The organism is Gordonia heveisoli (assembly GCF_030315745.1).
Classification (GTDB): Bacteria; Actinomycetota; Actinomycetes; order Mycobacteriales; family Mycobacteriaceae; genus Gordonia.
Map to the genome: position 1 here is coordinate 113,437 of NZ_JASXSH010000010.1, position 20,865 is coordinate 134,301.

Here is a 20,865-nt window from a genome sequence, read left to right on the forward strand (position 1 = left end):
CGGCCATGCTGCGTCTGCACCGCGCGGAGCGCACCGACACCCTGGCGGCGGCATTGGCCGACGTCCTGGCCGAACCATCGGCCGATCCGATGGCCCCGGAGATCGTCGTCGTCCCGGCCGCGGGTGTCGAACGCTGGTTGCAGCAACAACTGGCCCGAAGCCTCGGCGTCGCCTCCGGTCATGGTGTGGCGGCCGAGGACGGGATTGCGGCGAATATCGACTTCGTCGGACCGGCGGCCTTCACCGATGCCGTCGTGCGCGCGGTCGGCGCGGCGACCCCCGTTCGGCTGCACACTCGCCGGACGGACGAACCGTGGCGCCGTGCTGCGCTGGTGTGGCCGGTGCTGCGGGTGATGGACGACCGGATCAACGATCCGCGGTTGGCGATGATCGCGCGGCATATCGGCGGTGGTGACGACTCCTCACCGCGGATCGGACGACGATTCGCGACCGCTCGTCACCTGGCCGACCTCTTCGATCGCTACGGTCGGCTTCGTCCGGCCATGATCGCGGCGTGGGCCGACGGCCGCGACGAGGACGGCACCGGTGCGGCGCTACCCGACGACATGACGTGGCAACCGGGATTCTGGCGGGCGGTCGCCACCGAGATCGGGGTGCCCCATCCGGCCACCGCACTTCCCGAGGTGACCGCGCGGCTACGGGCCGATCCGTCGGTAGCCGGACTGCCCGAACGGATTTCGGTGTTCGGCCCGACCCGGATCACCGAATCTTTCCGGCAGATCCTGTCCGCGTTGTCCGGCCACCGCGACGTCGACCTGTACCTGCCACATCCCAGTCCACGGCTGTGGGAGACGATCGCGAACGGACCGGTCGCGGGAGATTCGCCGCCGCGCCGCGCCGACCGGGTGGCCCCGGCGATCGATCATCCGCTGTTGGCCGGGCTGTCCAGGGACTGCCAGGAGCTCCAGCTTCGGCTGGCCGCCATCGCCGATACCGAGACCCACCATCGATCGGGTGCCGTCCCGGTGCCGTCGGTGCTGTCGGCGTTGCAGCTCGGGCTCCGTGACGACCGGCCGGCAGATCCGGGCTCCGCGACGTCGGTGCCGGCCGATACGAGTGTCGAGATCCATGCCTGCCACGGCCCCGAGCGGCAGGTGGAGGTGCTCCGCGACCGTCTGCTGCACCTGTTCGCCGCCGACCAGACCCTCCAGCCGCGTGACGTGGTGGTGATGTGTCCCGATGTGGAGACCTTCGCGCCGCTGATCCGCGGTGCCTTCGGCCAGGCCGGTCTGCACCATCCGGCCTTCGAACTGCGTGTCCGGCTGGCCGATCGCGGTGTGCGATCGGTCAACCCGACCCTCGACGTGGTCGCGTCGCTGGTCGAACTCGCCGCCAGCCGGATCCGCGTCGACGAGGTGATGGATCTGCTCGACGCCGAACCGGTGCGGAGCCGGTTCGGGTTCACCGACGACGAGCTGGAACTGGTGCGTGAATGGCTGGGGCACAGCCACGTCCGCTGGGGTGTCGGCACCGCCGACCGCGCCCGGTACGGGCTGGGACGTTTCGCCCAGGGCACCTTCGAGGCCGGTCTGGACCGTATCGCGCTCGGGGTGGTCGCCGAGGAGCTCGACGACGAATGGCTGGGCACTGCACTGCCGTTGGCGGGTGTGGAGAGTACATCGATCGATCTGGTCGGCCGCTTCGGTGACCTGATGGCGCGGCTCTCGACGACGCTGACCGCGCTGGCCGAGCCCGCACCGGCAGCCCGGCGACTGGACACCCTCGTCGAGGCCATCGACTCGCTGACGGCCACCGCACCGGGGGAGGACTGGCAGCGCGCCCAGGCCATCCGGTTGCTGGGTGAGGCGCTGGGCGTCGATGCCACCGCCCCCGACGATGCCACCGCCCCCGACGATGCCACCGCCACAGACGATGTCGCGACTCCGGTGCTGCGGTTGCCCGACCTGCGGGATCTCATGTCGGCGCTCACCGCGTCACGGCCGACCCGCGCCAACTTCTGTACCGGTGAGCTGACCGTCTGCTCGATGGTGCCGATGCGCTCGGTGCCCCATCGCGTCATCGTGCTGCTCGGCGTCGACGCCGAATCCTTCCCACGGGTACAACGTATCGACGGAGACGACGTACTGGGGGTTAATCCTCTTGTGGGCGAGCGTAATCCGCGTGACGAGGACCGACAGTGCTTCCTCGACGCGATCGGTGCCGCGACCGATGCGCTGCTGGTCTTCTACAGCGGGGCCGACCCGGTGTCGGGCCGCCGGATCCCGCCCGCGGTGGTGGTCAGCGAACTCGCGGATGCGGTCACCGCGCTGACCGGCGCGAGTCCGGTCATCAACCACACGCTGCACGGCTTCGACGAACGCAACTTCGTGGCCGGTGCGATTCCCGGAATCGACGGTCCCTTCGGCCACGACAGGTCACTGCTGGCCGGTGCACGGGCATTACGGTCGCCGACGCGTGTCACCGAGACGATGGCCACCCTGGAACTTTCCGAGATCACCACCGACGCCGAAGATCCCGAGCTGGCGGATGCCGGGGTCATCGATCTGTCCACCCTCGTCGAGTTCCATCTCGATCCGATCGCGGGCTTTCTGCGGCAGCGCGTCGGCGCCCGGATCCCCGGCGAACTACGCCGTCATCCCGATCAGCTCGAGGTGAAACTCGACGCGCTCGACACGTGGGGGATCGGCGAGCGTTTTCTCCAGCGGATGCTGGCGGGCGCGTCCATCGAGGACTGCCAGGCGGCCGAACTACGACGGGGGACGTTGCCGCCGTTCGCCTTCGGGACTCGGACCCTGGAAGTGATATCCCGGCAGACGCACAATCTGTATCGCGCCGTCGCCGACCTACGTTCGGGCGCGCCGCGGACGCTCGACGTCGGAGTTCGGCTGCCCGACGGCAGGCGCGTCCACGGCACCGTCGCCGACGTCTTCGGCAACGCTCAGGTCAGCGCGTCCTACTCCCGTTTGCGCGCCAAACATCAACTCGGCGCATGGATCCGGATGGTCGTCATCGCCGCCGCCGCCGAACAGGGTGGTTCCGGTTCGGACCGGATCGACCGGGTCGTCGCGGTGGGACGTGCCGGGATGGGCGGCGGGACCACCCGGCTCACCCTGCGGCGCCCCGATGATCCGGTGGGCATCCTGACCGATCTGGTCCGCCTGCGTGATGCGGGCCTGCGCACCCCGCTGCCGGTACCTCTGGACCCGGCGATGGCGTTCGCCGAGCAGGCCGGGTCCGGCGACTCGGCGGCCGCGGACGGCGCCGTCGGCGATCGTCGGGTCTCGTGGGCGATCAACGGGGCCCGGCGGATTTTCGAGGACACCTTCGGCGACCACACCAACCCGTATGTCCGGTTGATCTTCGCCGGCGACGTCCTCGCCGATGTCGACTTCGACGCTGTGCTGCGCCCGACGGTGCCCGACGGCAGCGTCTTCCATGGCCACCCGGTGCCCGCCGCGGTAGGTGAACCACTGTTCTGCGGCCTGGCCCGGGCGGTGTGGGCGCCACTGATCGCCCATCGGGGAGAACACTCATGACCCAGCCCCGCACCTTCGACCTCGCCGAGGATCTGCCCGAGGCCACCACCGTCCTGGAGGCCAGCGCGGGTACCGGCAAGACCTATGCCATCGTCGGGTTGGCGGCACGGTATCTGGCAGAGGGAGTGCCGATCTCGTCGATGCTGCTGGTCACCTTCAGCCGGGCTGCCACCGCCGAACTCCGGGAGCGGATGCGGGAGCGGGTGCGGGCGCTGCTGCGCGCCCTGGACCCCGGCGCTGTGGCCACCGATGATTCCGCGTCCGATGATCGGGTGGTCGCTCTGCTGCGGTCGGGTACTCCGGCGCAACAGGCGGCATACCGCGACAACCTGCGGCGCGCCATGGCGGACTTCGATGCGTCCACCATCGCCACCACCCACACGTTCTGCAATCGCATGCTGGAAGTGCTCGGCCTACTCGGGGAGCGCGAGATGGTCTACTCGATCGTCGAGGAGGTCGACGACCTGACCGAGGAGGTGGCGCTCGACCTGTACCTACGCGGCTATGCGGCCAGTCCGGCGCCCGACTTCGACTACGAGGTGGCACTCTCTATCGCCAAGGATGCCGTGCGCCAGCCCGCCGTCGACCTCGTCCCGGACCCGGGTATCGCGCGCCCCGACGAGTCGGGTACCGATCGGGCAGGCGAGGCGGATCGGGTCGCCTCGATGCGCGTGCGGTTCGCCGCCCGGGTGCGCGACATCGTCGAGGAACGCAAACGCAGCGGCCGGTTGCGGACCTACGACGACCTGCAGACGATCCTCTACCGGATCATCACCGACCCCGACGTCGGCGCGGACGCATGCGCGCGGATCCGCAACACCTTCCAGGTGGCGCTCGTCGACGAGTTCCAGGACACCGACCCGCTGCAGTGGGAGATCCTGCGCCGCTGCTTCCACGGCCATCGCAGGCTGATCCTCGTCGGCGATCCGAAGCAGTCGATCTACGGGTTCCGTGGTGCCGAGGTACTGAGCTATCTGAACGCGGTCACCTGCGCCGACACCCTCCGGGCCCTCGACGTCAATCGTCGTTCGGACGGGGCGTTGGTCTCGGCGCTGTCGGCGATCTATGGCGGTGCGACCCTCGGTGACCCGCGGATCGTGGCCCGGCCGGTCAGTGCGGCGCATCCCGGTAGCAGGATCGACGACGTTGCGCCACTGCAGATCCGGGCGTTCCTGCGGCAGGACTTCGGCGAGAACGACAAGACCGGTGCCGGCCTGCCGAAGGCCGCCGCCGCACGGGACAAGATCATCGCCGACGTCGCCGACGACGTCGCCGACCGGCTGGCGGCCGGCCACACCATCGAGGCCGACGGTTCGCGGCGTCCGATCCGCGCGGGCGACATCGCGATCCTGGTGCGCCAGAACAAGACCATCGAACCGCTCCGGTCGGCATTGGCCGACCGGGGGGTCCATGCGGTGATCGGCTCGGGTGCCAACGTCTTCCACACCGCCGCCGCGCAGCACTGGTTGTGGGTACTGCGCGCCGTCGAACTACCCTCCCGCAACGATCGGGTGCGGCTGGCGGCGCTGACCCCGCTCTGCGGGTGGAGTGCCGGGCGCATCGACGCCGAGGGAGAGACCGGCACCGCCGAACTGGCCGCCGAGTTCGCGACTCTCGGAAAGGTTCTCGCCGACGGTGGGTTTGCCGCCATGGCCCAGCGATTGCTGGATCGCAACGAGGTGGCGGCTCGGGTACTGGCCGCCGCCGACGGTGAACGATCGCTGACCGATCTGCTGCAGATCTCCACACTGTGCAATGCGCATGTGGTCGACACGGGCGCCGGAATCGCCGGCGTGAGTCAGTGGCTCGCCGACCGGATCGCCGATGATTCGCGACGTCAGCGGACCGATGAATCCAGCCGCAGGCTCGAACGTGACGCGCAGGCCGTGCAGATCATGACCGTGCACGCGAGCAAGGGATTGCAGTTCCCGATCGTGTACGTGCCCTTCGGGTGGGACGGCACCTGGATCACCGAAGATGGCAACATCACCTTCCACGACGAGCAGGGAGTCCGGCGGCTCGACGTCGGTGGGCGAGACGGACCGGGTCGGTCCGGCCGACGGCTCCGCTACGGCGCCGAGGTGGCCGGTGAAGACCTTCGACTGCTGTATGTGGCGCTCACCCGCGCCCAGTCGCAAGCTGTGCTGTGGTGGGTGCCCACCGCGAACACGCCGACCGGTCCGCTGCACCGGCTGGTCTTCGGCCGGGACTCGGCGACCAGCCCCGAACCCGGTGGACCGTGGACGGCAGCACCGCGCGTCGACATCCCCGACGACGCGAATTGTGTTGCGCAACTGAAAGGATTGAGTCTCCGCGACCGTGGGGTCGAGATCATTCCGGCGGGGCGGCGTGGTGCCACGACGGTGATCGACGCCGACGGCGCCGCCGGCCGCCGACCCGAACTCGCCCTGGCACACTTCGATCGGCCCATCGATGCGGACTGGCGGCGCACGTCCTACTCGGCGATCATCGCCGGCGCCGCGCACACCCACGTCACCTCCGGCAGCGAACCGGACGCGACGCGTCTGGAGACCGCGCTGGACGACGAACCCACGGATGAATCGGGGGCCGAATCCGACGACTGGGAGACGGAAGTCGGGAACGTCACCGGCCTGCCGTCCCCGATGAACGGACTGCCCTTCGGCGCCGGTTTCGGCACGCTCGTGCACGAAGTTCTCGAATACGTCGACACGTCGGCGCCGGATATGCGGGCCCACGTGGCCGAACTCGTCGCCCGGGCGACCGCCGGCCGCGGGGACGGGATGGACCCGCTCGTGCTCACCGACGCGTTGTGTGCCGTGCTCACGACGCCGCTGGGATTCGGCGATCTGTGGGGGATCGCCCCGGGTGATCGTCTGGCCGAGCTGGACTTCGAGTTGCCGCTGGGCGGATCGGCACCCGTTCGGCTGGGTGTGCTCGCCGATCTCATGGACCGGCATCTGCCCGCCGATGATCCGCTGCTGGAATACTCCGAGCGGCTGCGCGAACTGCCCGACCGGGTCCTGTCCGGCTATCTGACCGGGAGTATCGACTCGGTGCTGCGGACCCCGCAAGGACGCTTCGTCATCGTCGACTACAAGACCAACCGGCTACGGCCAGGGGTGCTACAGGTCACCGACTTCGACGCACCGTCCCTCGCCGAGGAGATGATCGGCGCGCACTACCCGCTGCAGGCGATGCTCTATTCGGTTGCCCTGCACCGATATCTACGCTGGCGGATGCCCGCCTACGACCCGGCGGTCCACCTCGGCGTCGTCCAGTACCACTTCGTGCGGGGAATGGCCGGACCACTGACGCCGCCGGGCTGTGGCGTATTCGAGTGGCGTCTGCCCCCGCAATTGGTGATCGACCTGTCCGATGCACTGGCCGGGAGGCAGGCATGAGTGCGGTTCTGAGCGACTGGGCGGATGCCGGAGTGCTCGGCGTCGCCGATGTGCACATCACCGAGCGGCTGGTTCGGATGTGCGGCGAACCCGTTGGCGAAGATGCCCAACTCGGTGCCGCACTCGCTGTCCGCTCGGTCCGGCTGGGGTCCACCTGTTTCGCCCTCGATCGGGCCGTCGACGTTCTCGGTGCCGACGACGATCATGGACTCGCGGTGCCGGGTACCGCGGATCTGGTTGCCGCGCTGGTCGAGTCTCCGCTGGTGGCCGGGGCGCGCACCGGACCGCTGCGCCCGCTGGTCCTGATGTCGTCGGCCGACGGGCCATTGCTGTATCTACAGAAATACTTCCGTCAGGAGCAACTGATCCGGGAGGTACTCGAGCAGCGATCGCAGACGATGCCGACCGTCGACGACGCGGCCCTGACCACTGCGATCGCCGCCGCCTTCGACGCACCGGAGGGGATGACCGAGTCGGCGATCGACATGCAGCGGGTCGCTGCCGCGGTGGCCGCGATCCGTACCACCACGGTGCTCGCCGGTGGTCCGGGTACCGGGAAGACCTATACGGTTGCCCGGATTCTGGCGGTGCTGCGGCGCCTGCATGGCCCCGATCTGCGTATCGGCCTGTGTGCGCCGACTGGTCGTGCGGCCGCTCAGCTGCAGGCATCGGTGTCGGATGAGGCGAGTCGTGCCACGGCGTCTGGGAAGAGCGGCCTGACCGGCGAACTCCGGGCCGTCACGGTGCATTCGTTGCTGGGCTGGCGACCGGGATCGAACCCGCGGTACGGGCGGGGGCGGACGCTACCGCATGACGTGATCGTCGTCGACGAGACGTCGATGTTGTCGATGACCGCGATGAGTCGACTGCTGGAAGCTGTCCGGCCCGATGCCCGACTGATCTTCGTCGGCGATCCGCATCAGCTGGCGTCGGTCGATGCGGGCGCGGTGCTCGCGGACCTCGTGGAGCGCACCGCATTCGCCGATGCGGCAACATCGGAGGCGGCAACATCGGTGGCGGCCCACTCGGGAGCGGCGGCTTCGATAGCAGCGAGCGCCGAGGATCGCGTGGCCCGTATTCGTCGGGTGGTCGGTGCGGATGTGGCGGAATCCGAGTCGGCGCGGCTGGCGCAGGGGGTGGTCACGCTGCGGCGTGGCTACCGGTTCGGCGGTGGTATCGCCGCGGTCGCCGCCGCGGTGAACGCCGGTGACGCCGACACGGTCCTCGATCTGATCGCCGACCCCGCGATCGCCGACGTCGAACTCGTCGATCCAGCCGACATCAGCTCGGTGCGTGGCGATGTCGTGCGGTGGGGCCGCGAACTACGGCACGCCGCCGATGCCGGTGATGCCGACACCGCCCTGGCCGCATTGGACTCGCACCGCGTACTGTGCGCCCACCGGGAGGGCGCCTGGGGTGTGCGCGGCTGGTCACGCCGGGTCGCCGAGTGGCTCGGCCACCCCGACCGGGATGCGCGCGACGTGGTGGAATGGTATCGGGGACAACCGATTCTGGTGACCGCCAACGACCGGCAGACGTCGACGTTCAACGGCGACACCGGGGTGGTGATCGCCGACCCGGCGCACGAGCGCACCGATGCGGTGCGCATCGCGTTCCGGCGGGGCGCCCAGCTCAAGCTGCTCGCACCCACCCAACTCGCCGATGTCGCACCGGTCTATGCGATGACGATCCATCGCAGCCAGGGCAGTCAGTTCGAGCGGGTGACGGTGGTGCTGCCACCGACCGGATCCGAACTGCTCACCCGGGAGTTGCTGTACACCGCGATCACCCGTGCGCGTCATCAAGTGCGGATCGTCGCGACCCCTGAGGTACTCGGTGCCGCCGTCGCTCGGCGCGTGCAGCGTGCGAGTGGATTGCGCTCGCCGGTGACCGTGATCGGCCCGGGGCCGTCGGCAGTTCCCGGTGATACCGTGCGGGGCGCAGATATCCAGGACTTCGGGGGGTGACGGTGAACGGGCCAACGCACGATTTCGGTCGTGATCAGCCGTCTGGCTGGTCGCCGGCGAACACCGGCGGGCAACCGCCACCGGGCTGGGCGGCGTACCGGACGGGCGGGCACCCGGGCTACTCCGGTGGTCCGGGCTACTCCGGTGGTTCCGGCGCCCCAGGTGGTTCCGGTGCCTCAGGTGGTTCCGGTGGCAGTGGGAAGGCCGTCGCGGTCGTGCTGGGTCTGGCAGTGGTGCTGGTCGTCGCGCTCGCGGCGATCGTCATCGTCGCCGTCCGCCCGGACGACTCCGACAGGAGCGATGCCGGCACCACGACGCCCAGCGCGTCGGAGACGGCGCCCGAACCCGAGCCGACCACACCGCCCGTCGACGAGCCGGTGTGTGCACCGCCGAAAGCCGCGCTGATAACTCCAGGTGGGTGGAAGACGGTGTCCGGTAAGCGTGGCTTGGCCTACGATGTCCCGGCCAACTGGGAGGTCGCCAGCTGCGGGACGCTCATCGGCTGGGAGAAGAAGTGCAGCACCGGGCCATTCGGCTCGTGCCCGATCCGCATGTTGAGCAGTGCCGCTTCGGCGACGACACCGCAGTGCTCGCGGACGAGTATCAGCGCGTCCGGCGTCGGGGGCGCGGCCTCGTCACCGGATATCACCGCGGCGGTGAACACCGAGGCCGCGCTGGTCGCCGACATCTACACCTCGGAGTCGGGTCATGTGCCCAAGGTTACGCTGAGCGCACCGCGCAGGCTCACGGTCGGTGGTGCACCGGCGGTGGAGGTGGTGGCCACGGTGACCGACGTCGAGACCTCCACCTGCATCGGATCGACCGCCATCCACACCATGGTGGCGACGATGTCTCCGCTACAGAAGTCACCGGTGGTCTTCGTGATCTCGCTGGTTCAGGGTGTCCGGGGCGCGGAGTCCCCGACGATCGCGGCGCAGATGGTGGCCACTCTGCGGCTGAGCTGATCGGCCGGCCGGCCGGCCCGCCCGCCCGGCTCCGGGCCGGGTGGTGGTGGCGCAGCGTGGGGGGCATTCCTCGCTCAGAGCACGGCGAGCCGGTCGACGAGCAGGTCGAGTTTCTGCTGGGTGTCCTCGGGGCGCAGACGTCCCGCCCGGAGGAGGGTCGCGATGCCGTGCAGCGAAGCCCAGAACACCTCGGTGAACAGCTCCGGTCCGACACCGTCGCCGGCGACATCGCCAAGACACTCCAGTAGGGCGGCGAAGGCGTCCTTGAGTGGCTTCGGGGTGTCGTCACGTGCATACGCCAGCCCGCCGTCGAGCTGGAACAAGGCGTCATAGACCGCCGGGTTGCGCTCGGCGAAGTCGAGATAGGCGCGGGCGAGCGCGGCGACCCGCGCGCGCGGGGTGTCCGCGGCGGACACCGCGGCACGGACAGCCACCGCAATTTCGGTGGCGCCGTCGAGGGCGACGGCGCCGATGATCTCGCGCTTACCTCGAAAATGGCTGTAGAGGACGGGCTGGCTGTATTCGATGCTCTCGGCGAGCCGACGGGTGGTGACGGCCTCCCAGCCCTTCTGCTCGGCGAGTTCGCGAGCCGTCGCCACGATGAGTCGCTCGCGGTCCGCGCGTTCGCGCGCTTTGCGTTCTTGAACCGACATGTCGCAACCCTAGCATTGATAGACAAGTGAGCATCACTACTGCTAGCGTCGAATCGCAATCTAGCGATGCTAGAAGGTCTTCTGAGGAGGTACGCCATGCTCAACGCACTCGAGGTCGTCACCACGGTGGTAGTCGGACTACTGGTGGGGGTGGAGTTCGCCGTCGCCGTCATCATGAACCGGATCTTCAACGCCCTCCCGGAGGACAGCGACCAGTTGGCCCGCTCGGTCGGCGGGCGGATGCTCGGGGCCGTGATGCCGTTCTGGTACATCGGCTCAGTGGTTCTCGTCGGGGCCTGGGCGGTGGCCGGGTGGTCTGACCAGGGCATCGGCCTCGTCATCGCCGCGGGCGTGCTGTTGATCGTCAGCGTGATCATGTCGATCCTGCTGCTCGTCCCGATCAACAACCGCAACAAGACGTGGACCGCCGACAACCGGCCGGCCGACTGGAAGCAACAGATGGACAAGTGGGACCGCTACCACTACGTCCGAGTCGCCGTGATCGTGGTGGCCTTCGTCCTGCTGGTCACCGCCCTCGTGTGACACCGCCCGCCCGGTATCTCCGGCCCGGCGCGGTGGTGCGCGCCGACCGTGGTCAGACGGTGAGTTCCGCGGCGAGCACGTCGAGGGTGACCCCACCGAGCGCCAGCGCCCTGGTATGGAAGTCCTTGCGGGTCCAGTCCGGGTGTGCCGTCAGCGCCGCGGTGCGCGTCTGTTCCCAGACTCGTTGTCCGAGTGCGTAGGACGGTGCCTGCCCGGGCCAGCCGAGGTAACGGTCGAGTTCGAATCGGAGCACCGACCGGTCCATCGCTACCGAATCGGTGAGGAACGCCCAGGCCTTCTCGGCGTTCCAGATGCCGCCACCCACCGCTGCGGGCGCCGACAGTTCGCAGTGCACACCGATGTCGACGACGACCCGGGCCGCACGCAGCCGCTGGGCGTCGAGCATCCCCATCCGGTCACCGGGGTCGTCCAGCCAGCCGAGTTCATCCATCAGCCGCTCGGCATACAAGGCCCAGCCCTCGCCGTGGCCGGAGGTGAACGAGGCGAGTTTGCGCCAGTCGTTGAGGTCGGGGTCGACGATCGCCGACCCGAGTTGCAGGTGATGGCCCGGCACACCCTCGTGGTAGACCGTCGTCTTCTCCTGCCAGGTGTGAAAGGTGTTCTGGCCGACCGGAACCGACCACCACATCCGACCCGGGCGGGACAGATCGGCGGTCGGCTGGGTGTAGTAGATGATGCCCGTCGACGACGGGGCCAGCCGGCATTCGAGTCGGGTGAGCCGCTCGGGCATATCGAAGTGCGTGCCGGCCAGGCCGTCGACCGCGGCGTCGGAGGTGCGCTGCATCCAGTCGACGAAGGCATGCCGATCGTGAATCTGATACTGCGGCAACGTGTCCAGATGCGCCAGGGTCGCGGCGACACCGGCACCCGGCAGCAGTTCGTCGGCGATGGCCTGCTGTTCGGTGGTGATCTCGGCCAGCCGGACCATCGCCCAGTCGTAGGCCTCGCCGGGGTCGATATCGGCCCCCAGATAGAGCGGCAGATGCAGGCCGTAGCGATCTCGTCCGACCGCGTCGGCGGCGACGGCGTCCGGCGCCACCTGGCGACGCAGGTGATCGCCGAAATCGCCGAAGGCCTGTCGTGCGGCTGTCAGCCCCTTCTCCAACTGCGGCGCAGTGCGCGGATCGTCGGCGATCGGCGCGGTATTCGCGGCGATCGCGGCAGCGGCCTGGTTGGCCTGGTCGGCGACCAGCATGACCTGTCTCAGCGCGAGCGGGGGACCCAGGCGTCGTCGGTGTTCGAGTCCGTCGACGACCGTGCGCAACGCCGCCGGGATTCGGTTCAGCCGGGCGAGGAAGGTCTCGCGGTCGTCGCGGCTGTCGGTGGGCATCAGGTCGAAGATGTCGCGCAGTGCCTGTAGTGGTGAGGCGATGACGTTGCAGGCGCCGGTGACCTCACCCGCGCGGGCGAGGTCGACCTCGCGACGCAGGGTTGCGCTCATGGTGGCGATGGTGACCGTGTCCACCCGGTCGGCGGGTGTTGCGGCGGAGAGTTCGCCGAGGGTCTGCTCGGCGAGGGCGGTCCGTTCGTCGATCGCCCCGGGGGAGAAGTCGGTCAGCAGATGGTCGAATCCGTCGAGACCGATCTCGGTGGCGAACAGCGGGTCGAGTTCGGCACTGCGCCGGAGGTGCCGGTCGGCGATGCCATCGATCGCCGACCGCGGACGCGCAGTGGCCGCGTCGGTCACAGGTCGTTGGTCGCGAACGTGTCGCAGCGACGGGGATCACCGGACTGATAGCCGATGCCGAACCAGCGGGCGCGCTGCGCGGCCGAACCGTGGGTCCAGCCCTCCTTGTTGGAGTTCGAGCCCTGGATGGAGTCGTCGCCGATACTGCGGGCCGTCTTACCGACCTGGTCGATATCCTGCTGCGTCAGCGGCTGCAACAGAGCGTCGGCGGTGCCGTCGTCGGCGTGGTGGGCCCACACCCCGGCCAGACAGTCGGCCTGCAGCTCGATGCGTACCGAACCGTTGTTACCCATGCGCTGGCCTTTGTTGAGCACGCCGGTGATGTTCTCGATGTGGTGGCCGTACTCGTGCGCGATCACATATTCCTGGGAGAGCGCGTCGTTCCCGCCGCCGAGCTGGCCGACGAGGACGTCGTCATAGAAGCTCGTGTCGATGTAGATGGTCTCGTCGGCGGGGCAGTAGAACGGGCCGGTGGCCGAGGTGGCGCTGCCGCATCCGCCGGTGTTCACCGATCCGCTGAAGATGTGCAGCTTGGGTGCGCTGTACTGAGGTGCGATCGACTTCCACACCGTCTCCAGGCTGGCCTTGGTGGCCACTACGCGGCAGATCTCATCACCGACGTTGGCCATCTCGTAGGTGCATTCGCTGATGTGTTTGTCGAGCGCACTCTGCGAGGCGGCGGGGGTGCTGCTTCCACTGCCCGACCCCATCAGATTGCCGGGATTCACCCCGAACAGCAGGGCGACGATGGTCAGGATCAGACCGGCGCCGCCGCCGAGTGCGATGCGGCCACCGCCGCCGCCGAGTCCGCCACCACCACCACCGGAAGCGGAGACATTGTCGGTGTTGATCGAGCCACTGCCTTGAAACGTCACGTGTGAATCATGGCATGAGGACGGTGAACCTTGAGGACCTTGTCCGGATTCAGGATCCCGCGCGGGTCGAGCGCCGACTTGATCGCCTGCTGCACCGACAACGAGGCCGGTCCGGCCTCCCGGGCCAGCCAGTCACGCTTGAGTATCCCGACCCCGTGTTCACCGGAAATGGTGCCGCCGAGCTCGAGGGCGACGCCGAAGATCTCGTCCGCGGCGCGCTGCACGGCGGCAGGCGGCTCGGTGAGTGCGGTGTCGTAGGCGAGGATCGGATGCAGATTCCCGTCGCCGGCATGGGCGAAGGTGTAGAGGTCGACGCCGTGGCGGCGGCCGATGTCGGCGACCGCGTCGAAGGCCTGCGCCAGACGCGACCGCGGGACACAGATGTCCTCGATCAGGGCACGGCCGAAAGCTTCGATAGACGGTAGCGCCAGGCGCCGGGCGGCGAGCAGCTCGTCGGCGGTGGTCTGGTCGGTCGCGGTCCGGGTCCACTGCGCATGCGCGCCGAGGATGTTCGCGATGACCGCGGCGTCGGTGCGGGCCGAACGTCCGTCGGCCTGGGCGATCACCAGCGCGCCCGCCCGGGTGGCGAGGTCGGTGCCCTGCGCCCGGTCGATGACGCGCAGCGTGGCGGCGTCGACGAGTTCGAGGAGACTGGGATCACCGCGTCCGGCGATCACCGCCGCGCATGCCGACGCCGCGTCGTGTACCGAGGCGAAGCCGGCCGAGACGGTGACGACATCGTCGGGTATCGGCGCCAGCCGCACAGTCGCCCCGACGACGATCCCGAGCGTGCCCTCCGACCCGACGAACAATGACGTCAGGTCGAGTCCGGCAACACCTTTGACGGTGCGCCGCCCGGTCGAGATGATCGTGCCGTCGGCGAGTGCCACCTCGAGTCCGAGGATCCAGTCACCGGTGACGCCGTACTTCACGCACCGCATGCCACCGGCGTTGGTGGCGATGTTGCCACCGATGGTGGAGATCGCGGCGCTGGCCGGGTCCGGGATGTACCGCAACCCGTGGGTGCGTGCGGCCCGGTCGAGTTCGGCGGTGAGCACACCCGGCTCGACCCGCGCGAGTTCGTCGACCGGATCGATCTCGACGATCCGGTCGAGCGTCGTGAGGTCGACGACGATCGAGCCTTCGCCGGTGACCGCACCTCCGGCCAGCCCGGTTCCCGCGCCGCGCGGGATCACCGGGATCCGGTGTGTGTGGGCGATCCGCAGGGCGGCGGTGACATCGTCGACGGTGCGGGCCGCGACCACTGCCAGTGGAGGTGCGGATGCCGGCAGGCCGGACCGGTCGGTGCCTGCGGCGGCCAGCCGGTCCGGATCGACGACCAGGTCGGTGACTGCCGCGGCGAGTTCGGCGCGGACACCCGCTCGATCGGGCGGCCCAGGGCCCGGAGCTTGGGCGTCGGGCGGGTGACCCGTCCGGAGCTGTGCGGCCGCCGGCCGATCAGACACGGGGCGGCTCGGTGACGATCGGCGCCAGGTCGGGACCGATCTTCAGACTCTCCAGGAACAGCACGATGGTCGCGGCGACCGAGCGGTGGCTCACGTCGTTGAGGACGTCGTGCCGTCCACCGGTGACCAGCCGCACCACCGTCCCGGGGCGATCGGTGAAGGCGGGCAGGACATCGCGCCACGGCGCGACGCGATCGTCGGCACCGTGCAGAACGAGGGTGGGTACATCGTCGGCGGGGACCGGGCCGGATGTGCTCCCGTCGGCGCCCGCGCCGACGATCGTGCCCCGGGTGAATGCGGGGTCGGCGCTGAGGATCCCGCGATGCGTCGGGCAGGCGGTACGCAGCTCGAGTTCGTCCTCCCACCTGTCTCCCGGGCCGCTGGAAGTACCACCGCGGGGCAACAATCCGACCAGGATGGCGGCGTCGACACCGTCGAGTTCGGGGGCGAGTTCGAGTGCGAGGTTCGCGCCGCGGTCCGATCCGACGACGATCTTCGGTGCCGGTAGCGAATCGTCGGCGAGGAGTTCGGCTACGGCAGAGCGGGTTTCGTCGACCGGCGACGTTCCGGTCTCGACGATCCGGACCCGATAGGCGTCGGCGCTGAGGCGTCGGCCGAGCCGTCCGTAGGTCGCGGCGCTCTCGCCGCGACCGGTGAGCACGATGAGGGTGCCGCGCGCGGCCAGTCCGGTGGGTTCATCGAAGGCGGCCGGGGCGGGCTCGGTCACAACTGAGGTCATGATCCCCACCATGGGGCCGTCGATCGGTTGATGTCCAACACCTTTCGGTGATCGGTGCCGATGGAAGATCGTGATGGGTGCAAACATTCACTCGGCGCTGATTTTATCCCTGGCACGGTTCCCGTCGCCGTGCTTGTGTGATCGGCATGGCTACGTCTCTCGACCTCGAACATCTGCGCACCCTGATTGCGATCGCCGAGTCCGGTGGTTTCAGCAAGGCGGCGGCGACCCGGCACATCAGTCAGCCGGCGCTGAGTCAGCATGTTCGTCTGCTCGAACGCGGCCTCAAGCGCAAACTCTTCGAACGGGACGGACGCGTCATGCGGTTCACCCCGGCCGGCGAACAGGTACTGGCCGAGGCGCGCCGCATCATCGACTTCCACGACGACGCGTTGTCCCGCTTGGAGGCCGACCAGGGCACGACGATCGTCGTCGGGTCCACCGAACACAGCGCCGAGCAGATTCTGCCGGAGATGTTGCGTGCGTTGAGTGAGTCGTTCCCCACGGCCACCACGCGTTTCGAGATCGGCCGGTCGACGGCGCTGCGGGAGTCGGTCGAGAAGGGCAGCGTCGATGTCGCCTTCGTCCTGGATCCGAGCGGGCAGGGCGCCGGCCGGCTGGTCGGCGATCTGCCGCTCGTCTGGTATTCCGCCCACGATCATGCGGTGGGTGCCGACGACCAGCCGGTCCGCCTGGTCGCCTTCGAGGAGCCGTGCGGTATTCGCGAGCGGGCGCTGTCGCTGTTGGCCGAGGCCGGGCTGCGCACCGAGGTCACCGCACAGTCGACGACGCTGGAAGGTGTCCTCGCCGGGGTACGGGCCGGTCTGGGTGTCGCGCTGCTGCCCAGTACCGGTGGCGGGGCCTCCGGGGTGTCGGTGCGCACCGATCTCCCCGCCGCCGGAACCGTTGGACTGCGGCTGATCTCGCGGCGCGGCCTGGCCGACGACATCACCGCGACCGCATTCGACGCCGGTTCGGAGTTCTTCGACGAACGTCCGACGCTTCATCTGGTCTCGGTGCCCGACCGTCGCGGCGCCTGAGCGCGCCGATCGGTCGTCTGTCGGGCCATAAAGACTCACGCTGAGCGGATACCTCCGGGCATCCGCTGGGTCGTTGTGTCGGTCGACGCAGCGCGGCCCGGTCGGCGCTATGGACGGTGAAAACACCTGCCCAACTGGGTATTCGGGCCAGTCGGTTGGATTCGGTACCGCATCGCGGAGGTGGCATCGGACCGATAGCGCGGCGCTATGAGATCAGTTAGGTGTTTGTTCTTGGACCCCACTCCGGTGGTCTCCGTACGGTCCTGGACGACCCGCGAATCAGTGGTGACCGAAGGAGAATCCGATGAACGCGACCGACATCGCCGCCCCCGCAGGGGAGGTGGCGCCCGATGAGCTCGGGACCGGCTCGTCGGCCGGGCAGCGGTTGCGCGGCTTGTCGGCCGGGCAGCGGGTGCGCGGCTCGTCGGCCGGGCAGCGGCTGCGCGGTCTGCGGGGGCGTCTCCCGCTCACCTCGGTGCGGGCACCGGTCTCCAGCCGCTATCTGATCAGCCGGCTCGTCAACGCGGTGATCGCGGTGTGGGGCGTGCTGACCATCGTGTTCTTCTCGCTGCACCTCACCGGCAATCCGGCGGTCCTCCTGGTCGCCCCCGACGCGCCGAAGAGTGATCTGGCCCGAATCACCGCCGAGATGGGATTCGACCGACCGCTGCACGAGCAGTATTTCGCCTTCCTCGGCAACGTGCTCAGCGGACACTTTCCCGAGTCGATCCGGTACGGCGTCGACCCGCTGCGCGTCGTCTTCGACCGACTTCCCGCCACCCTGTTGCTGGGTGGGGTGGGTCTGGGGGCCGGCGTCCTCGTCGGCGGCGCGGTCGGCTACCACGCGGTGCTCGGCCGGTCGGCGCGGTTGCGTCGCATTCCGATCAGCATCCTGACCGCACTGGAAGCGATCCCGAGCTTCTTCCTGAGTGTCGCGTTGATCGCGATCTTCGCCATCACCTTCGCCGTCGTCCCGGCTGGTGGCAATCGAAGTCTGAGCTCGCTGATCCTGCCGGCGATGGTACTCGCGGCGGCCCTGGCAGCGCCGATCGCCCGGGTCTTCCGTACGTCCCTGACCGAGACGCTGGGCGCCGACCATGTGCGGCTGGCGCGCGCCAAGGGGCTGGGCCGGACGGCAGTGCTGGGCCGGCACGTCGTACTCAATGCCCTGGCTCCGGTCGTCAACGTGATCGGGGTGCAGGCCGGGGTCGTCCTCGGCGGTGCGGTGATCACCGAGTCGGTGTTCAGCTGGCCGGGTCTGGGACAGCTGATGACCTCGTCGATCGCCAGCCGCGACTATCCGGTGGTGCTCGCCGCGGTGACCGTGATGGCCATCAGTTTCGTTCTCATCAACCTCGCCGTCGACATCGTCGGTGCGATCCTCGACCCGCGCGGAGGCCGTCGATGACCACCTGGAACCCTCGCACGCTGACCCGGCGGATCGGCCGGTACCCAGCCGCGGTGCTGACCGCGGGCGCCGTCCTGCTGGCCATCGTTGTGGCCGCGGTCGGTGCGCCGCTGTTCGCGCCGGAAGGCTATGACGCACAGGACATCACCGCCCGATACTCGGCGCCGACCTGGTTCGGCAGGCATCCTTTGGGGACCGACGAACTCGGCCGCGATGTGCTCGTCCGGGCCGTCTACGGCGGGCAGTCCGCCCTCGGTATCACCGTGCTCGCGGCGGTGCTGGCCACGTTGCTCGGTCTGACCCTGGCGCTGGTGGCCGCGCTGGGGCGTCGGTGGGTCGATGACCTCGTCGGACGCCTCGCCGACGTGCAGCTGGCGATACCGTCGATCCTGCTTGCTCTGGTCGTGTTGGCCTTCGCGGGCAACGAGATCGTCCCGCTGATCGTGGTGCTCGCCGTCGGTGCCTGGGTGCTGACGTTCCGGATCGTCCGGGTGCACGCCACCCGAATCGCCGCGCTGCCCTATGTCGAGGCCGCCCGGATCTCCGGGGCGGGCTGGTGGGGTGTGCTGCGCCGCCATGTGTTGCCCGCCTCACTGCCGCTGGTCGTCGTCGCGTTCACGCTGAACTTCTCCTCGATCCTGGTCCTCGAATCGAGCCTCGGCTATCTGGGCCTGGGTATCCAGCCGCCGCGGCCGGACTGGGGCCAGATGGTGTCCTCCGGGCAGGCTCAGCTGGCCGGCGCGTGGTGGATCTCGATCGTCCCCGGCGTCTTTCTGGTGGCCACCGTCGTCTCGGTACAGGTGATCGGCGACTGGCTCGCGGATCGTCTGTCGGTCAACGGATCCGGAGGGCCGACCGAGGTGTCGGCCGGTCCGGAGAACCTCATCGAAGGAGGGCGGGGATGACCCTGCTGAGCGAACGTCCGCGGGTGCGGACGGGTCTTGTCGAGGTGGATGGCCTGCGGGTGACGGCGCGCAACGGCCGCGACCTGGTCTCCGACGTGAGCCTGTCGATCGCGCCGGGCCGGGCGGTGGGTCTGGTCGGCGAGTCGGGATCGGGAAAGACGCTGACCGCCATGGCCATTGCCGGGCTGCTACCCACCGGGGTGCGGGTCAGCGGTGGCCGGATCGACTTCGACGGCCTCGACGTCACCGCACGCGACGACCTCACCGCGCGCACGCTGCTCCGCGACCGGATCGGGGTGGTGTTCCAGAACCCGACGGTGGCGCTGAATCCGCGGCTGCCGATCGGCGCGCAGTTGCGTGAAGCGCTGCCCGCCGAGATCCGCCGCTCGCGCAGCGCATCCGCGCGCCGGTCCCGGGAACTGCTGGACTATGTGGGAATCGAGCGGGCCGACGAACGATTGGCCGCCTATCCGCACGAACTGTCGGGTGGACTCAACCAGCGCGTGGTTATCGCGACGGCCATCGCCCGGTCGCCGTCGCTGCTGATCGCCGACGAGGCCACCACCGCACTCGATGCCACGGTGCAGCGGCAGGTCCTCGACCTCATCGACCGGCTCCGCGACGACCTCGGACTGGCCGTGTTGTTGGTCAGCCACGACATCGGGGTCATCGCCGACCGCACCGAGGACATCGTCGTGATGGCCGAGGGGCGGGTCCGGGAACGGGGACGCACCGACGAGGTACTCGCCGCACCGCGCGTCGACTACACCCGGGAACTGCTCGCCGCGATGCCCGACATCGATGCCGAGCCGCCGCTTCCGCCTCCGCTGGACGCCCCCGCGGTGCTGGTCGGGCGCGGCCTGACCCGAAACTTCGTCCGCCCCGGCCGGGGCCGCGCGCGGATCAGTGCGGTCGACGGCGTCGACCTCGACGTCCGGCAGGGGCAATCGCTGGGCATCGTCGGCGAATCCGGTTCCGGCAAAACCACTCTCGCCCGGATCCTGGTCGGTTTGGACCGGCCCGACGCCGGCTCACTGCACGCGGCCGGGGTGCCGGTCACCGGACGGTCGGTGACTGCGCGCCGACGATCCCTGAGTGGCGTCCAGTTCGTGTTCCAGGACCCGTATCTGGCGCTCGATCCGCTGCAGACGGTCGCCGACAGCATCGGCGAGCCGATCGACCTCGGCGGTACGCCGCAGCAGCGCCGGGAGCGCCGCGACATCATCGACGGTCTGCTCGACGACGTCCGGTTGCCGCGCGACTACGCCCACCGCCGTCCGGGGGAGCTCTCCGGTGGGCAGCGGCAGCGGGTGGTGATCGCGCGGGCGCTGGCCACCGGTCCCCGGGTTCTGGTCGCCGACGAACCGGTCGCGGCACTCGATCTCCATGTCCAGGACAGCATCCTGAAACTACTGGCCCGTCTGCGGGAGGAACGGCAGCTGACCTACGTCGTCATCTCCCATGACCTCGCGGTCATCCGGCAACTGTGCACCGATGTCGCGGTGATGCGTGCCGGACAGATCGTCGAACGCGGAACTACTACTCAGATCTTCGATTTCCCAACACATTCGGTCACCCGCTCGCTGCTGGCAGCGATCCCGGGTGGTAACCCCAGAAAGAGAGCAGTACTGTGACCGACCCCCAGCCGACGTCTCCGGACCGGAGTCGTCCCACCCGGTTTCGTAGCACCCGGTT

The 20,865-nt window shown here is 69.2% G+C and carries 14 protein-coding genes; 9 read left to right on the forward strand and 5 right to left on the reverse strand.

Features of this window, described 5'->3' with window-relative positions:
• Window positions 1–5 precede the first annotated feature (5 nt).
• From recC to QSJ18_RS11030, 4 genes are read left to right on the forward strand one after another with little or no spacing between them, the layout of a single operon-like run.
• Entirely contained in the window at window positions 6–3,518 is a 3,513-nt protein-coding gene (gene recC, locus QSJ18_RS11015) for an exodeoxyribonuclease V subunit gamma (protein ID WP_286326479.1), read from the forward strand.
• Window positions 3,515–6,901, forward strand: a complete 3,387-nt coding sequence (locus tag QSJ18_RS11020) for a UvrD-helicase domain-containing protein (protein ID WP_286326480.1) — start codon at window positions 3,515–3,517, stop codon at window positions 6,899–6,901. The genes recC and QSJ18_RS11020 overlap by 4 nt, the downstream gene beginning before the upstream one ends.
• On the forward strand, window positions 6,898–8,868 hold the full coding sequence (gene recD / locus QSJ18_RS11025) for an exodeoxyribonuclease V subunit alpha (protein WP_286326481.1): 1,971 nt from the start codon (window positions 6,898–6,900) through the stop codon (window positions 8,866–8,868). The genes QSJ18_RS11020 and recD overlap by 4 nt, the downstream gene beginning before the upstream one ends.
• A 2-nt stretch (window positions 8,869–8,870) precedes the next feature.
• Window positions 8,871–9,833, forward strand: coding sequence for a hypothetical protein (locus tag QSJ18_RS11030; RefSeq protein WP_286326482.1), 963 nt, complete (start codon window positions 8,871–8,873; stop codon window positions 9,831–9,833).
• 74 nt (window positions 9,834–9,907) lie between these two features.
• On the opposite strand, the gene QSJ18_RS11035 is transcribed toward QSJ18_RS11030, so the two are convergent.
• A complete protein-coding gene (locus QSJ18_RS11035) occupies window positions 9,908–10,486 on the reverse strand; it encodes a TetR/AcrR family transcriptional regulator (protein ID WP_286326483.1) in 579 nt (192 codons plus the stop codon).
• Window positions 10,487–10,582: 96 nt separating this feature from the next.
• Between QSJ18_RS11035 and QSJ18_RS11040 the strand changes: the two genes are divergently transcribed.
• Window positions 10,583–11,029: a DUF1772 domain-containing protein gene (locus QSJ18_RS11040; protein WP_286326484.1), complete on the forward strand. Its 447-nt coding sequence runs from the start codon at window positions 10,583–10,585 to the stop codon at window positions 11,027–11,029.
• A gap of 52 nt (window positions 11,030–11,081) precedes the next feature.
• Here QSJ18_RS11040 and QSJ18_RS11045 read toward each other — a convergent pair whose 3' ends face one another.
• The 4 genes from QSJ18_RS11045 to QSJ18_RS11060 are packed head-to-tail and all read right to left on the reverse strand — an operon-like array spanning window position 11,082 to window position 15,817.
• A complete protein-coding gene (locus QSJ18_RS11045) occupies window positions 11,082–12,737 on the reverse strand; it encodes a DUF885 domain-containing protein (protein ID WP_286326485.1) in 1,656 nt (551 codons plus the stop codon).
• The gene (ypfJ, locus tag QSJ18_RS11050; RefSeq protein WP_286326486.1) at window positions 12,734–13,612 is read right to left on the reverse strand and encodes a KPN_02809 family neutral zinc metallopeptidase; all 879 of its coding nucleotides are present in this window, start codon (window positions 13,610–13,612) and stop codon (window positions 12,734–12,736) included. The genes QSJ18_RS11045 and ypfJ overlap by 4 nt, the downstream gene beginning before the upstream one ends.
• On the reverse strand, window positions 13,609–15,078 hold the full coding sequence (locus tag QSJ18_RS11055) for an FAD-binding oxidoreductase (RefSeq protein ID WP_286326487.1): 1,470 nt from the start codon (window positions 15,076–15,078) through the stop codon (window positions 13,609–13,611). Before QSJ18_RS11055 ends, ypfJ begins: the two co-directional genes overlap by 4 nt.
• Complete coding sequence (locus tag QSJ18_RS11060) at window positions 15,071–15,817, reverse strand: alpha/beta hydrolase (RefSeq protein ID WP_286326488.1); 747 nt, start codon at window positions 15,815–15,817, stop codon at window positions 15,071–15,073. The genes QSJ18_RS11055 and QSJ18_RS11060 overlap by 8 nt, the downstream gene beginning before the upstream one ends.
• A gap of 146 nt (window positions 15,818–15,963) precedes the next feature.
• Here QSJ18_RS11060 and QSJ18_RS11065 point away from each other — a divergent pair, with 146 nt between their 5' ends.
• The 4 genes from QSJ18_RS11065 to QSJ18_RS11080 all read left to right on the forward strand — a co-directional run bounded on the left by QSJ18_RS11065 (window position 15,964) and on the right by QSJ18_RS11080 (window position 20,804).
• Window positions 15,964–16,857 (forward strand): LysR family transcriptional regulator, encoded by an 894-nt coding sequence (locus QSJ18_RS11065; protein WP_286326489.1) that lies wholly within the window; start codon window positions 15,964–15,966, stop codon window positions 16,855–16,857.
• A 304-nt stretch (window positions 16,858–17,161) separates the two neighbouring features.
• A complete protein-coding gene (locus QSJ18_RS11070) occupies window positions 17,162–18,265 on the forward strand; it encodes an ABC transporter permease (protein ID WP_286326490.1) in 1,104 nt (367 codons plus the stop codon).
• On the forward strand, window positions 18,262–19,170 hold the full coding sequence (locus QSJ18_RS11075) for an ABC transporter permease (RefSeq protein WP_286326491.1): 909 nt from the start codon (window positions 18,262–18,264) through the stop codon (window positions 19,168–19,170). Before QSJ18_RS11070 ends, QSJ18_RS11075 begins: the two co-directional genes overlap by 4 nt.
• Window positions 19,167–20,804, forward strand: coding sequence for an ATP-binding cassette domain-containing protein (locus QSJ18_RS11080; RefSeq protein ID WP_286326492.1), 1,638 nt, complete (start codon window positions 19,167–19,169; stop codon window positions 20,802–20,804). Before QSJ18_RS11075 ends, QSJ18_RS11080 begins: the two co-directional genes overlap by 4 nt.
• Window positions 20,805–20,865: the final 61 nt, after the last annotated feature.